The 13,986-nt window shown below is 70.6% G+C and carries 12 protein-coding genes; 4 read left to right on the top strand and 8 right to left on the bottom strand.

Annotated features, from left to right (window positions below; genetic code table 11):
• Positions 1–26: 26 nt before the first annotated feature.
• The 5 genes from ISP_RS31505 to ISP_RS31485 form a co-directional block, all read right to left on the bottom strand.
• Complete coding sequence (locus tag ISP_RS31505) at positions 27–740, bottom strand: ABC transporter ATP-binding protein (protein ID WP_013227935.1); 714 nt, start codon at positions 738–740, stop codon at positions 27–29.
• Positions 730–1,503 (bottom strand): ABC transporter ATP-binding protein, encoded by a 774-nt coding sequence (locus ISP_RS31500; RefSeq protein WP_013227934.1) that lies wholly within the window; start codon positions 1,501–1,503, stop codon positions 730–732. The genes ISP_RS31505 and ISP_RS31500 overlap by 11 nt, the downstream gene beginning before the upstream one ends.
• The gene (locus tag ISP_RS31495) at positions 1,500–2,657 is read right to left on the bottom strand and encodes a branched-chain amino acid ABC transporter permease (RefSeq protein ID WP_013227933.1); all 1,158 of its coding nucleotides are present in this window, start codon (positions 2,655–2,657) and stop codon (positions 1,500–1,502) included. The genes ISP_RS31500 and ISP_RS31495 overlap by 4 nt, the downstream gene beginning before the upstream one ends.
• Entirely contained in the window at positions 2,654–3,622 is a 969-nt protein-coding gene (locus ISP_RS31490; RefSeq protein ID WP_013227932.1) for a branched-chain amino acid ABC transporter permease, read from the bottom strand. The genes ISP_RS31495 and ISP_RS31490 overlap by 4 nt, the downstream gene beginning before the upstream one ends.
• Before the next feature lie 111 nt (positions 3,623–3,733).
• Positions 3,734–4,885 (bottom strand): branched-chain amino acid ABC transporter substrate-binding protein, encoded by a 1,152-nt coding sequence (locus tag ISP_RS31485; protein WP_013227931.1) that lies wholly within the window; start codon positions 4,883–4,885, stop codon positions 3,734–3,736.
• A 549-nt stretch (positions 4,886–5,434) separates the two neighbouring features.
• Here ISP_RS31485 and ISP_RS31480 point away from each other — a divergent pair.
• Positions 5,435–6,205: an alpha/beta hydrolase family protein gene (locus ISP_RS31480; RefSeq protein ID WP_013227930.1), complete on the top strand. Its 771-nt coding sequence runs from the start codon at positions 5,435–5,437 to the stop codon at positions 6,203–6,205.
• Here ISP_RS31480 and ISP_RS31475 read toward each other — a convergent pair.
• Positions 6,171–7,142, bottom strand: coding sequence for a LysR family transcriptional regulator (locus ISP_RS31475; protein WP_013227929.1), 972 nt, complete (start codon positions 7,140–7,142; stop codon positions 6,171–6,173). The two genes, ISP_RS31480 and ISP_RS31475, sit on opposite strands and share 35 nt — an antisense overlap.
• A 5-nt stretch (positions 7,143–7,147) precedes the next feature.
• Complete coding sequence (locus ISP_RS31470) at positions 7,148–7,588, bottom strand: PaaI family thioesterase (protein ID WP_013227928.1); 441 nt, start codon at positions 7,586–7,588, stop codon at positions 7,148–7,150.
• Between the two features lie 62 nt (positions 7,589–7,650).
• Here ISP_RS31470 and polA point away from each other — a divergent pair, with 62 nt between their 5' ends.
• The 3 genes from polA to ISP_RS31455 all read left to right on the top strand — a co-directional run bounded on the left by polA (position 7,651) and on the right by ISP_RS31455 (position 12,788).
• Positions 7,651–10,392 (top strand): DNA polymerase I, encoded by a 2,742-nt coding sequence (gene polA, locus ISP_RS31465; protein WP_014467407.1) that lies wholly within the window; start codon positions 7,651–7,653, stop codon positions 10,390–10,392.
• A gap of 152 nt (positions 10,393–10,544) precedes the next feature.
• Complete coding sequence (locus ISP_RS31460) at positions 10,545–11,084, top strand: EF-hand domain-containing protein (protein WP_014467406.1); 540 nt, start codon at positions 10,545–10,547, stop codon at positions 11,082–11,084.
• 102 nt (positions 11,085–11,186) lie between these two features.
• Positions 11,187–12,788: a S1 family peptidase gene (locus tag ISP_RS31455; protein WP_013227925.1), complete on the top strand. Its 1,602-nt coding sequence runs from the start codon at positions 11,187–11,189 to the stop codon at positions 12,786–12,788.
• A gap of 261 nt (positions 12,789–13,049) precedes the next feature.
• On the opposite strand, the gene ISP_RS31450 is transcribed toward ISP_RS31455, so the two are convergent.
• Positions 13,050–13,976, bottom strand: coding sequence for an NADP-dependent oxidoreductase (locus tag ISP_RS31450; RefSeq protein ID WP_013227924.1), 927 nt, complete (start codon positions 13,974–13,976; stop codon positions 13,050–13,052).
• Positions 13,977–13,986 lie beyond the last annotated feature (10 nt).

Here is a 13,986-nt window from a genome sequence, read left to right as displayed (position 1 = left end):
CGTGCCGGGCCCCTCGAAAAGCGCACTCAGACGCCCAGGTCCCCCCCGAGGTAGGCGGCCCGGACCTGCGGGTCGTCCAGCAGGTCGGCCCCGCGGGCGCTCTTGACCACGCGGCCCGTCTCGAGCACGTACGCGCGGTCCGACAGCTTCAGCGCCTGCTGGGCGTTCTGCTCCACCAGCAGCACCGTCGTGCCGCGCTTGTTGATCTCCCGGATGATGTCGAAGATCTGCGCGATCAGCATCGGCGCCAGGCCCATCGACGGCTCGTCGAGCAGCAGCACCTTCGGCTTCGTCATCAGCGCCCGGCCGATGGCGATCATCTGCTGCTCACCGCCCGACATCGTGCCGCCGAACTGCGTCCGGCGCTCGTTGAGCCGGGGGAACAGCTCGTAGACCTCGTCGAGGTCGGCCTGGAGGTCGTCCTTGCGGGTGTAGGCACCCATCAGGAGGTTCTCCTGCACCGTCATGCCGGGGAACACGCCCCGGCCCTCCGGCGACTGGCCGATCCCGAGCAGCACGCGCTTGTGCCCCGGGGTCTTCGAGATGTCCTGGCCGTTGAACAGGATCTTGCCGCTGGTCAGCGGGCGCAGCCCCGAGATCGTCTTGAGCGTCGTGGTCTTGCCGGCGCCGTTGGCCCCGATCAGTGACACGATCTCGCCCTCGCCGACCTCGATGCTCATGCCCTTGAGGGCCGCGATCTTGCCGTAGTGGACGTTGATGTCCTGGACTTCAAGAAGCATCTTCGGACACCCCCAGGTACGCCTCGATCACCTTTTGGTTGGTCTGCACTTCCTGGGGGAGCCCTTCCGCGATCTTCTGCCCGAAGTCGAGCACGGCCAGCCGGTCGCTGATGTGCATGACCAGGCCCATGTCGTGTTCGATGAGCAGCACGGTCCGGCCGTCGTCCCGGATCTTGCGGATCAGCGCCTGCAGGGCGTTCTTCTCCGCCGGGTTCATGCCCGCCGCGGGCTCGTCGAGCAGCAGGAGCTTCGGGTCGGTCGCCAGCGCCCGCGCGATCTCCAGCCGGCGCTGGTCGCCGTAGGAGAGGTTCTTCGCGGTCTCGTGCTCCACCTTGCCGATGCCGACGAAGTCGAGCAGCTCCCGGGCCCGCTCGCGGCCGCGCTTCTCCTCCTTGCGGTGCCACGGCAGGCCGAGCACCGCGCCGATCGCGCCGGTCTTGTGGTGCGCGTCCGCGCCGACCATGACGTTCTCGATCGCCGACATGTTGTGGAACAGCCGGATGTTCTGGAACGTCCGGGCGATGCCGCGCTTGGTGACCTGGAAGCGCTTCATCCCGTCGATGCGGTCGCCGTCGAAGCGCACCTGGCCCTCGGTCGGCTGGTAGACGCCGGTGACCACGTTGAACACCGTGGTCTTGCCGGCGCCGTTCGGGCCGATCAGGGCGAAGATCTCGCCTTCGTTGATGGAGACGTTCACTTCGCGCAGGGCGGTGACACCACCGAAGCGCATCGTGATGTTGTCGAACTCGAGCAAGGGAGTCACTTGGCCACCTCCGCCGCGACTTCGGTGTCCGGTCCGGCCACTTCGCCACCGAGCGAGCCCATGCCGCCGGTGCCTTCCCGTAGCTCGGCTTTTCGTTGTCGTGAAGGCAGGATGCCTTCGGGCCGCAGCGCCATCATCAGCACCAGGACCGCGCCGAACAGCAGGATGCGGTACTCCGCGGGGTCCTTGTCGCCGAGCAGGTGCCGCAGCCACTCGACGGACCGGAGGCGCTCGGGGATCCAGGCCACCAGGAAGGCGCCGAGGATGACGCCCGGCAGGTTGCCCGCCCCGCCCAGCACGACCGCGGCGAGGATCGTCGCGGACAGGATGAACGGGAAGTTGTCCGGAGCGATGAACACGGCCTTGCTGGCGTAGATGCCGCCCGCGAAGCCACCGATCATCGCGCCGATCGCGAACGCGAGCAGCTTGAACTTGAACGTCGGCACGCCCATCAGCTCGGCGGCGTCCTCGTCCTCGCGGATCGCGGCCCACGCGCGCCCGACGCGGCTCTTCTGCAGCCGCACCGAGAACACGATCACCAGCACGATCGCGACCAGGATCAGGTAGTAGTACGGCGCCGGGTCGAGCAGGAACTCCATGCCGAAGATCGGCGACGGGTGCGGGATGTTGGTGATACCGCGGGCCCCGCCGATGGAGTTGGTGTTGTTCGCGGTGATCCGGACGATCTCCCCGAACCCGAGGGTGACGATCGCCAGGTAGTCACCGCGCAGCCGCAGGGTCGGGGCGCCGAGGATGACGCCCGAAACCGCGGCGAGCACGATGCCGACCAGGATCGTCGGCCAGACGTTCCAGCCGAACTTCGTGCCGAAGATCGCCACGGTGTAGGCGCCGATCGCGAAGAACGCCACGAACCCGAGGTCCAGCATGCCGGCCAGGCCGACCACGATGTTCAGGCCGATCGCCAGCAGGATGTAGGTCCCGATCGGGAAGATCAGGACGCTCGTCCAGTCCGAGGCGGGCGACATGAACGAGCCGATCCAGGGGGCCGGGAGGATCAGCGCGAAGACGATCAGCGCGATGTAGAGGAGGTAGCGCTGCCACATCGGCGCGTGCTGCCACCAGTCCCGCGCGCCGTTCACCGGCTGGAACGAGCGGCGAGTGTTTTCCTGGGTAGTCACACCGTCGCCTTTCATGCGCGAGCTCGCTGGAGGGATTCACCGAGAATGCCGGTGGGGCGGAACATCAGCACGAGCACGAGGACCACGAACGCGGTGACGTCCTTCCACTCGGAACCGAGGAAGATCGCGCTCCAGTTCTCGACCAGGCCGAGCACGATGCCGCCGAGGAGCGCGCCGCGCAGGTTGCCGATACCGCCGAGCACCGCGGCGGTGAACGCCTTGATGCCGAGCACGAAACCGACGCGGTAGCCGGTGTTCTCGAGTTCCATCAGGTAGAGCGCCGAGGCCACCCCGGCCATCGCGCCGCCCAGCAGGAAGGTGATCCGCACGATGCGGTCGATCGAGACGCCCATCAGCACGGCGGCTTCGGGGTCCTGGGCGGTCGCCCGGATGCCGCGCCCGATGCGGGTGCGCCGCACCAGCTGGTCCAGCACCACCATGACGATCACCGCGCCGATGATGACCAGGACCTGGTCGGTGCGGACGACGGCGTTGCCGACCGGGAACAGCGTGTCGCGGTCGACGAACCGCGGCGCGTTCTGCGGGACGCGTCCCGACTTGCCGAAGACGTTGGGGATGATGACCAGCGCGAAGAGCTCCTGCAGGAAGATCGACGCGCCGATCGCGGAGATCAGGGCCGCGAGCTTCGACGAGCCGCGCTTGCGCAGCGGCCGGTAGGCGACCTGCTCCAGCACGACCGCGGAACCGCCGGAGAGGAGCGCGGAGGCGAGCATGAGCGCGAGCAGGAGCAGGATCATCGCGCCCAGGCCCAGCACGATGTGGCCGGAGGTGGCGATGCTGGCCAGGATGAACAGGGACGTCATCGTCCCGATCATGAAGATTTCGGAGTGGGCGAAGTTGATCAGCCGCAGGACGCCGTAGACCATTGTGTAGCCGAGGGCGACGAGGGCGTAGATGGAGCCGAGAACCAGTCCGCCGATGGTGCTGCCGAGGAACTGGTCTTGCAGTGTCTGCAACATGACGTGAGCGCCTTACGAGACAGGGCGAGGACAGGGATACGGACCGGGAGCGGGGGTGCTGTGGTCACCACAGCGCCCCCGCTCCCGTCGTCAAGTGCTATTCCTGTTTCGTCAGCCGGTGATCTTGGCTTCGGTCGACGCGCCGAGGTTCTTGATGACGCCGCCGACGACCTGGTACACGTTGATCGCGGCGGTCTCGGGCTCACCGTTCGCCTTGAACTTGATCTGCTTCGAGGCGCCCTTGAAGTCCACGGTCTTCAGGAAGGTGTTGATCGTCTCGCCGGTGGTGTTGCCCGCCTTGACCGCGTTGATGATGGCGGTCGCGGCGTCGTAGCCCTCGGTGGCGTAGATCGCCGGGGCGACGTTGAACTTCGCCTTGTACTTGGTGGCGAAGTCGTTCGCGGCACCCGCGTCCGGGATGTTGCACGGGCAGCCGATGACCGCGCCTTCGGCGGCCGCGGCACCCGCGCCCGAGATCAGCTGCGGGTCGAGCGAACCGTCACCGGTGGCGAAGATGGCCTTCACGCCGCCGTCACGCAGCTGCTTGAGCAGCGGGCCGCCCTGCGCGTAGTAGCCACCGAAGGTGATGATGTCCGGGTTGGCCGCCTTGACCTTCTGCACGGTCGAGGAGTAGTCCGGCGCGTCCTTCGGGAACTTGTCGCGCTGAACCGCGACACCCTTGTCCTTGAAGGTCTTCTCGAACGCGTCCGCGAGGCCGACGCTGTACTCCTGGTCGTCCGAGATGACGAACGCCGACTTCGGCGACTTCGCCGTGATCAGGAAGTTCGCGATCGCGGGGCCCTGGTCGTCGTCGTTGGCCACGACGCGGTGCCAGTACGACCAGTTGTTCTTCGCCAGGCCCGGGTTGGTCGCCGAGGGCGAGACACTCGGGATCTTGTTCTGCTCGAGCTGGCCGCCGATGGCCTTCGACTCGCCGGAGAAGGCCGGGCCGATCAGCGCGGTGATCTTGTCCGAGCCGATCGCCGTGGTGATCAGCGAGGTCGCCTGGTCGGGCTTGCCCTGGCTGTCGTAGGGCTTCAGCTCGAGCTTGGTCTTCGGATTCGTGGCGTTGTACTCGTCGATCGCGAGCTGGGCACCGTTGCGGGGCGGGATCACGATCCCGGAGTTCTCCCCGGTCAGGTCGCCCATGAACCCGATCTTCAGCGTGCTGCCGTCACCACTGCTCGACGAGCCGCCACCGGCGCAGCCCGCCAGCGCGAGCGACGTCGCCGCTGCGAGGGCGAGAACCCGTCCAAAACGCACTCCTGACACCGACTACCTCCCATGACCAACCAGCCGCCGGTAGGCGTTGCCCCCGACACAGGGGCTAGGTTAGGGCAGGAAGATATCCCTCTCGCCCGTCTTGTGCACAGGCGGCCTCACTACTCTGTGTCCACATCGTGACGATCGCAACCGACACGAATTGCACGAAAAGCCGAACGATGTTTCCTCGTGGCCCGTCGCTGGTCACGCAGCGATGCTAAGTATCGGCGCTCGTTCTGCGAATGGGTGACAGCAGTGTTTCCACGGTATGTCATCGCCCATTTCGGCGACCGGACCGTGGCCGGTTTCCCGGTGGCCCGCTGTTCACCCTGACGGGGTCGCGGGAGCTGCGGGCGCCGCCGTGGGGATGCACCTTACGTCCGGTTCGGCCCGCCGGACGAACCACCCCCTTGCTCAGGTCTGCCCGAACGTCCGCCCGGCGAGGCCCGGCTGTCACAACCAACGGTTGTCGTGGCCGTCGGAACGGCTGTTGGACCCGCACTCTCCCCGGCGGTTCGCTGGAAGCAGCCGGAAGACAGGGAGAGACAGATGGACGAGATGGTCGAGGGCGTGGCCGCGGGGGTGCCGTTCGTGGCGGTGCCGCCGGCGGACCCGGACGGCCCGGTGGCACTGGTGGCGGGCTGGCACCTGATGGACGCGCCGGCCAGCGAACGGGCGATGGCGGCGGCCGTCCCGATGGCGGACGTCCGGGCGTGGCGCGTGTACTTCGGGCTCCCGCTCTCCGGGGCGCGGCTGCCCGAGGGCGGCCACCACGAGGTCTTCCGGCGGGCGAGCGAGGACGCCGTCCTGAACGCCTTCGAGCCGGTGACCGAGCAGGCGGCGGGCGAGTTCCCGGCCGCGCTGGCCGAACTGCGCGAGCGGCTGCCGGGCGCGACCGGGCCGCTCGGGGTGTTCGGCGGCTCGGCGGGGGCGATCGTGGCGCTCGAGGTGCTGGCCCGCGGCGATGTCGAGATCACCGCCGCGGCGGTGGCCAGCCCGGTCGTCCAGCTCGCGCCGATGATCACCGCCAACGAGCGGCGCTTCGGGGTGACCTACCCGTGGACCGAGCGGTCCCGGGCGGTCGCGGCCCGCTACGACTACGTCGACCGGGCCGCCGAGCTGACCGCGCCGCTGCTGCTGGTCACCGGCGCGGACGACGACGTCGCCGTGCGCGAGCCCGCGGCGGCGCTGCACGCGAAGCTGGGAACCGAGCTGGTGACGGTCGACGGGATGGCCCACGAGTTCCCGCCGGGGACGCCGGCCGCGGCGCGCGTCGACGCGGCGTTCAGCGAGTGGTTCGCGCGGCGGTTGCGAGGCTGACGTCGTCGGCGGGCAGCCAGGCGTGCCCGGGGTCGTAGGCGCACCAGTCCTCTTCGCGGCTGGTGCGCCCGGCGGCGGCCAGCAGCCGCCGCAGCGCCGGGTGCGCCTTGCCGCGCCGCCAGACCAGCGACCACGGGAACAACGGGGACGGCTCGAACGGCAGCACCCGCAGGTTGAGGTCCGGCGCGAGTTCCATGTCGGCCCCGGCCAGGGTGACGCGCCGCTTGCCGTACCGCGTCTGCTCGAGCGTGTGCCGCAGGTCGTAGCTGACGCCGGAGTCGTCGATCGGCACGGCGAACTCGTCGCACAGCTCCTTCAGGTAGGACAGCCACTCGGCGGGTCCGCCGAGCCCGGGCAGCCAGATCCCGTCGGCGCGCAGCTCGTCGAGGCGCAGCACGTCCTGCACGGCCAGCGGGTGCTCCGGCGCGAGCAGCGCGACCAGCGGCTCGAGCCGGACCGGCCGGTGTTCCAGCTCGGCCGGCAGCGGCCGACCGCAGCCGGACACGCGCCCGAAGGCGGCGTCGAGCTCCCCGGACAGCAGCGGGTCGATCGCGTTCGCGAACCCGCGGCCGGCGACCCGGTCGATGCGCAGCCCCGGTTCGTGCACGGCCAGCCGGCGGAGCAGGAACATGGGGGAGAGCCGGTGGTCGACGAGGTCGAGGCGCAACGGCCGGTCCTCGGCGCCCATCGCGGCCACGGCGGCGTCGGCCACCCGCACCAGCTCGCGCGCGTGCGGGAGGAACCGTTCGCCTTCGGCGGTCAGCTCGACCGAGCGGGGCGTGCGCAGGAACAACGCCGTGGCGAGCGCGTCTTCGAGCTTCCGGATCCGCTTCGACAACGCCTGCTGGGTGAGGAACAGCGACTGGGCGGCCCGCCCGAAGTGCCGCTGCTCGGCGGTCGCCACGAACGCCCGGACCTGGGCGACGTCGAGGTCCACGGGGTTCAGGCGCCGGGCGGGCGGTCCCGGACCACGCAGGTGAGCCGGGCGGTGCAGGTGCGGCGGCCCTCGTCGTCGGTCAGCACGATCTCCGCGGTGATCGTGCCGCGGCCGACGTGCAGCGGGGTCGCCACCCCGGTGACGGTGCCCGACCGGACGGCCCGGTGGTGCGTGCAGGACAGCTCCAGCCCCATCGCCGCGCGGTCCGGTCCCGCGTTCAGCGCGGCGACCGTCGAACCCAGCGCCTCGGCGAGCACGGCGTTGGCGCCGCCGTGCAGCAGCCCGTACGGCTGGAGGTTGCCTTCGACCGGGATGGTGCCGACCACGCGTTCGGCGGTGGCCTCCAGGAGCTTCATGCCGACCTTGTCGTTCAGCTGCTGGTCCGCGGCGGCCGGATCGATCCCGGCGTAGTTCTCGACCGCGACGTCTGCGGCGCGTTCGGTCACGCAGTGCTCCTCTTCCTATGCGACACGTAAGAGTGTCGGACCCTCAGCCTAGACTCGGCCGCGTGAGCCCGAGTGAGAAGACGACCGTTGCCAACGCCACAGGAACCACCGCCACCGCCGAGCGGCCGAAGCTGCTGCTGATCGACGGTCATTCCATGGCCTACCGCGCGTTCTTCGCCCTGCCCGCGGAGAACTTCAAGACCAAGACCGGTCAGGTCACGAACGCGGTCTTCGGCTTCACCTCGATGCTCATCAACCTCCTGCGCGACGAAGCGCCGACCCACCTGGCGGTGGCGTTCGACCTCTCGCGCAAGACGTTCCGCTCGGAGACCTTCGCCGACTACAAGGCGAACCGCAGCACCACGCCGGACGAGTTCCGCGGCCAGGTGGACCTGGTCAAAGAGGTCCTCGACGTGCTCGGCATCCCGTCGCTGGTGAAGGAGAACTTCGAGGCCGACGACATCATCGCCACGCTCACCACGCAGGCGACGGCCGACGGCTTCGACGTCCTCATCTGTACCGGCGACCGCGACGCGCTGCAGCTGGTCACCGAGCACGTCACCGTGCTGTACCCGAAGCGCGGCGTCTCGGAGATGACCCGGTTCACCCCGGACGCCGTCGAAGAGAAGTACGGGCTCACCCCGCGGCAGTACCCGGACTTCGCCGCGCTGCGCGGCGACCCCTCGGACAACCTGCCGAGCATCCCCGGTGTCGGCGAGAAGACCGCGGCCAAGTGGATCAAGCAGTTCGGCTCGCTCGACGACCTGATCGACCGCGTGGACGAGGTCAAGGGCAAGGTGGGCGATGCGCTGCGGGCGCACCTGTCCTCGGTCCAGCTCAACCGCCAGCTGACCGAGCTGATCCGGGACGTCGAGCTGGAGATCGCGCCGTCCGGGCTGGAGCTGCGCCCGTGGGACCGCGAGGCGGTGCACGCGCTGTTCGACGAGCTGGAGTTCCGCGTGCTGCGCGACCGGCTGTTCGCGACGCTGCAGAGCGCCGAGCCGGAGGCCGACGAAGGCTTCGAGGTCTCGGGTTCCGCGCTCGCACCCGGTGCGCTGGGCGCGTGGCTGACCGCGCACGCGAGCGCGGGCGAGCCGGTGGCCCTGTCCTTCCGCGCGGTGGGCACGTCGGTCCGGTCCGACCTGCGCGCGATCGCCTTCGCGACGGCCGACGGTGAAGGCGCGTATGTCGACGTCACGGCGATGGACCAGGCCGACGACGCGGCGCTCGCCGCCTGGCTGGCCGACCCGGCCATCCGCAAGACCGGCCACGACCTCAAGACCCCGCTGCACGCGATCCGCGCCCGCGGCTGGGTCCTCTCGGGGCTCGCCATGGACACCGCGCTGGCCGCCTACCTGGTGCGGCCCGGGCAGCGCACGTTCGAGCTGGACGACCTCGCGCTGCGCTACCTGCACCGCGAGCTGCGCTCGGAGACCGACGGCGGCGACGGGCAGCTGTCGCTGCTCGACGGCGGCGCGGAAGGCCTGGAGCAGAAGGAGATCCAGGACGAGCTGGTCAAGGCCCGCGCGATCTTCGAGCTGGCCGGCGCGCTCGAGAAGGAGCTCGAGCAGATCGGCGGCGCGAAGCTGCTCGCCGAGCTGGAGCTGCCGCTGCTGGAAGTGATCACCGAGCTGGAGATCGCCGGCGTCGCCGTCGACCTCGAGCAGCTGACCACGCTGGAGGCGCACTACCTTTCGCGCGTCACGCAGGCCGCCGAAGAGGCGTACGCGGTGATCGGCAAGCAGATCAACCTCGGCTCGCCGAAGCAGCTGCAGGTCGTGCTGTTCGACGAGCTCGGCATGCCGAAGACCAAGCGCACCAAGACCGGCTACACCACCGATGCCGAGGCGCTGCAGGGCCTGTTCGAGAAGACCGAGCACCCGTTCCTGCAGCACATGCTGGAGCACCGGGACGCGACGAAGCTGCGCACGACGGTCGAGGGCCTGATCAAGTCCGTCGCCGACGACGGGCGCATCCACACCACGCTGCTGCAGACGATCGCGGCCACCGGGCGGCTGTCCTCGACCGAGCCGAACCTGCAGAACATCCCGGTCCGCACCGAAGAAGGCCGCCGCATCCGTGACGCCTTCGTCGTCGGCGAGGGCTTCACCGAGCTGATGACCGCGGACTACAGCCAGATCGAAATGCGGATCATGGCGCACCTTTCGCAGGACGAGGGCCTCATCGAGGCGTTCAACTCCGGCGAGGACCTGCACACGTTCGTCGCGTCGCGAGCGTTCTCGATGCCGCCGGAGGAGATCACGCCGGAGCTGCGCTACCGCGTCAAGGCGATGTCGTACGGGCTCGCGTACGGGTTGTCGGCGTACGGGCTTTCGCAGCAGCTGCGGATTTCCACCGAGGACGCCAAGTCCCAGATGGAGGCGTACTTCGACCGCTTCGGCGGGGTGCGCGACTACCTCCACTCGGTCGTCGGCGTCGCGGCGAAGAACGGGTACACCGAAACGGTCTTCGGCCGCCGCCGCTACCTGCCGGACCTCAACAGCGACAACCGCCAGCGCCGCGAGATGGCCGAGCGGATGGCGCTCAACGCCCCGATCCAGGGCAGCGCGGCCGACATCATCAAGGTCGCGATGCTCAACGTCCACCGCGCGCTGGTCGAGGCGAAGCTGAAGAGCCGGATCCTGCTGCAGGTCCACGACGAACTGGTCCTGGAAGTCGCCGAAGGCGAGAAGGAGCAGCTGGAGCAGCTGGTGCGCGAGGGCATGGGCTCGGCGTACGCCCTGGCGGTGCCGCTCGAGGTGTCGGTCGGCTACGGGCGGTCGTGGAACGAAGCCGCACACTGAGGCTGTGACATCCGGGGCTCCGCCCCGGGCCGGGGGCTTCGCCACCCGGACCCCCTCAAAGCAGGGGGCTCACTGGGCGTCACGGCCCGGATCACCGGGTCGTGACGCGGGAGCACTCGGCCGGACGTCGTCGGGCGGCCCGCGCCGCGGCGATGCTGGGCGCCATGGCCAGTGACTTCCAGCGGCGCAAGATCTCCGGCGTCTTCGGCGCCATGGACACCGACGGCGACGGGTTCCTGACGGAGACCGACTTCCGGGCGCTCACCGCGAGGTGGCTCGACCTCCGCGGCACCGACGCGAGCACACCGGCCGGGCAGAAGCTCGCCGCCGTCATGATGGGCTGGTGGGGCGCTCTCGACGAGGCGGCGGGCGGCACCGGCCAGGTCAGCCTCGACCAGGTGCTCCAGGTCGTCGACGCCCTCCCGGCGATGCCGGGCGCCGTCACCGGGACGGCCGAGGCGATGTTCGAGGCCGTCGACGAAAACGGCGACGGTGTCATCTCCGCCGCCGAGTACGAACGCCTGATCGCGGCCTGGAACGGCGTCGGCACGCCGTCCGGCGACGTCTTCGCGCTCCTCGACTCCGACGGCGACGGCGGCCTCTCCCGCGAGGAGTTCACCCGGCACTGGTTCGAGTTCTGGGCCGGCGACGATCCGGCCGCGCCCGGCAGCCGCGTGTTCGGGCGAGTGTGATCGGGCGTTGTGCCGAACGGAGGACTCCGTTCGGGTGAGCCATTACCGCTGGGTAGGGAGGTCGGCGCCAACGCGTGGCGATCACGGCGTAGGGTCCGCCGAATGGGGTTCGAGCGTGAGCGACGACGCTGGCGGGTCCGGTTGCACGACGAACTCGGCCGGGTGTGCGGTGCGGGCACGGTACTGGACGAGTACCACGTGCTCACGAGCGCGCACGTCGTCGAGACCGCGGGCGGCCCGCGAGCCGCGTTGAGCGTCGACTTCGTCGGCTTGGCCGAAGCCATGCCCGCCACGGCGACCGTCGTCGAAGGCTGCTGGGTGCCCTCCGACGGCGGCGGCCACGGCGATCTCGCCCTGCTGCGCCTGGAACGCCCCGAATCCCGCGTGTTCCGCGCTCCGCTGCACCGCATGCCCCTCGGCGAGCACCAGCTCGTCCGCGCGTTCGGGTTCCCGCCGGGCTCGGTCGGCCGCTGGACCCTCGCCCGGCTCGGCGGCCCGGAGCAGACCGGCGGCGAGTGGATCCGCCTCTTCCGCACCGCCGAAGCCGAACCGCTCGGCCCCGGCTTCGGCGGCACGGCGGTGATCGACGAAGCGACCGGCCACGTCGTCGGCATGGTGGTCGGCAAGGACTCCGGCACCTGGATGGTGCCGGTCGAAACCATGCTCGGGCACCTGCCCCAGCTGAGCATCTGGACTTCCGGCAGCCCGGCCGTCGACGCGAGTTTCTCGCGCCCGGTCGGCGAGGCCGTCGACGTCGCCTTCGTGCAGCGCGTCGCCGACTGGTTCGCCAAGGCCGAGCCGGGCACGGTCTGGGTCGTCGACACCGGCGAGGCCGGCTCGCCCGTCGCCGCGGCGCTGCGGTTCGGGATCGTGCTCGCCGACCGGGAACGTTCCCTCGGTGTGCCCGGCCTGCCGCCGGCGCTCGGCGAGACGCCGCCGCCGGGCAGCGTGGACCTCGCGGTCGACGCGACCGGCCGCACCGCGGACGCCGTCCGCCACCGCATTGCCGACCGGCTCACCACCGGCGTCGCGGGCCGGACTCTGGTCGTCGACGGGATCGACGACTCGGCGGAGCCGGAGCGGCTCGTCGGCGAGGTGCTCGCCCCGCTCGCCGGCCGCGCGGCCGAGCTGGGTCTCCGCCTGCTGCTGGGCTTCCGGGACGAGTCCTCGCCGGGGGTGGCGGCGGTGCGGGCGAGCACGGGCCAGGTCCGCCCGGCCCCGGACGACCTCGCCGGCCGCCTGGAGGTGCTCACCCAGGCGGTGGCGGAGCTGGCGGAGATCGAGGCGTACCAGCTGCGCGTGGCGACGCGCTTCACGGGCGTCGCGATGTTGCCGGCCCGCGCGCAGCGGCTGCGCGGCGCGCTCAAGCAGCTGCGGTCGGCGGAGGTGGACGGCGACGCGGAGTGGGTCGAGCGCCACATCGACGGTCACGAGCACGCGGTGGCCCCGGCGGTGGAGGACGGCCGCCGCCAGCGCGCGGTCCTCGACGGGCTGGTCGCCCGCCGCGAGGAGCTGCGGACCCGCTTGGCGGGCGACCTGGAGCTGGCCCGCGAGCACGGGCTGGTCGGCGACCCGGAGATCGAGCAGGCGTACACCCCGGCGAAGAGGCTGCTGATCGACGGCCCCTGCGAGCTGACGGCGGCGGCCACCGCGGTCGACACCTACGCGGCGGCGGTCCGGGCCCGCATCGAGGACCGCGGCTGACCAGCCTTTCCGGGGCTCGCGTACCCGGCGGGCCGGTTCGTGTACCTGGATGGTCGGCTGGCGTACCCGGATGGTCGGTTCGCGCACCCGGCGGGCCGGTTGGCGTACTTGGGCCGTCGGCTCGCGGCGCCGGAATTGTCGGTGCCCGGCGGTAATCTGGAACCGGGGGGCGCCCCCGCGGCCGAGCCGCTTTCCGGCGCCCGGAATTGTCGGTGCCTGCCGGTAGAGTGGATAACGGGGGGCGCCCCGCGGGCCGGGCGATCAAACGGTCAGGACCACCTTCCCCCGAAGGTGCCCCCGCTCGATCAGCCGGTGGGCGTCGGCGATGCGCTCGAACGGGAACGTCTCCTGCACGTGGACCCGCAGCTTCCCCTCATCGACCAGATCCACGAGCCCTTGCAGGGCAACCGGATCGGGGTCGACCCCCACACCGCTGAAGCGCAGCCCGGCCGCCTCGAACTTCGCGATGAGCTCCGTGTCCTCCTCGGCGACCGCCGTCACGAGGTGGCCGCCGGGGCGGAGCACGTCGAGCGAGCGCAAGGCGGTGTCGCCGCCGATCGTGTCGAGCACCAGGTCGACGTCACCGACGACCTCCGTGAAGTCCGCCTGCGTGTAGTCGACGACCTCGTCCGCGCCGAGCTCCGCGACGAATTCCCGCTTGCTCCCGCCGGCGGTGGTGATCACGTGCGCGCCGAACGCTTTCGCGAGCTGGATCGCGATGTGGCCGACCCCGCCGCCACCGCCGTGGATCAGCACCCGGTCGCCCGCGGTCACGCCGCCGAGGTCGACGAGACCCTGCCACGCCGTCAGCCCGGCGACCGGCAGTGCCGCCGCCTCGACGTGGGAGAGCGACGCGGGTTTGCGGGCCAGGTGCAGTGCCGGCGCGGCCGCGAATTCGGCGTACCCGCCGGCCGCCCGGGGGAACATCGGCATCCCGAACACCTCGTCGCCGGGCCGGAACCGCCACGTCTGCGCGGCCTCGACCACGCCGCTGATGTCCCAGCCGAGGACGAACGGCGGCGGGCCGAGCAGCGGGAATTCGCCGGCGCGCAGGCGCGGTTCCAGGGGGTTCAGCCCGATGGCCTTGACGCGGACGAGGACTTCGGTCGGCAACGGCCGGGGCTTCGGCGCGTCCACGATGGAGAGGACCTCCGGGCCGCCGAACGTGTGCTGGGTGATGGTTCGCATGCCTCTACGA

It is taken from the genome of Amycolatopsis mediterranei, from assembly GCF_026017845.1.
Lineage (GTDB): Bacteria > Actinomycetota > Actinomycetes > Mycobacteriales > Pseudonocardiaceae > Amycolatopsis > Amycolatopsis mediterranei.
This window is presented reverse-complemented; position numbering and strand designations above follow the sequence as displayed.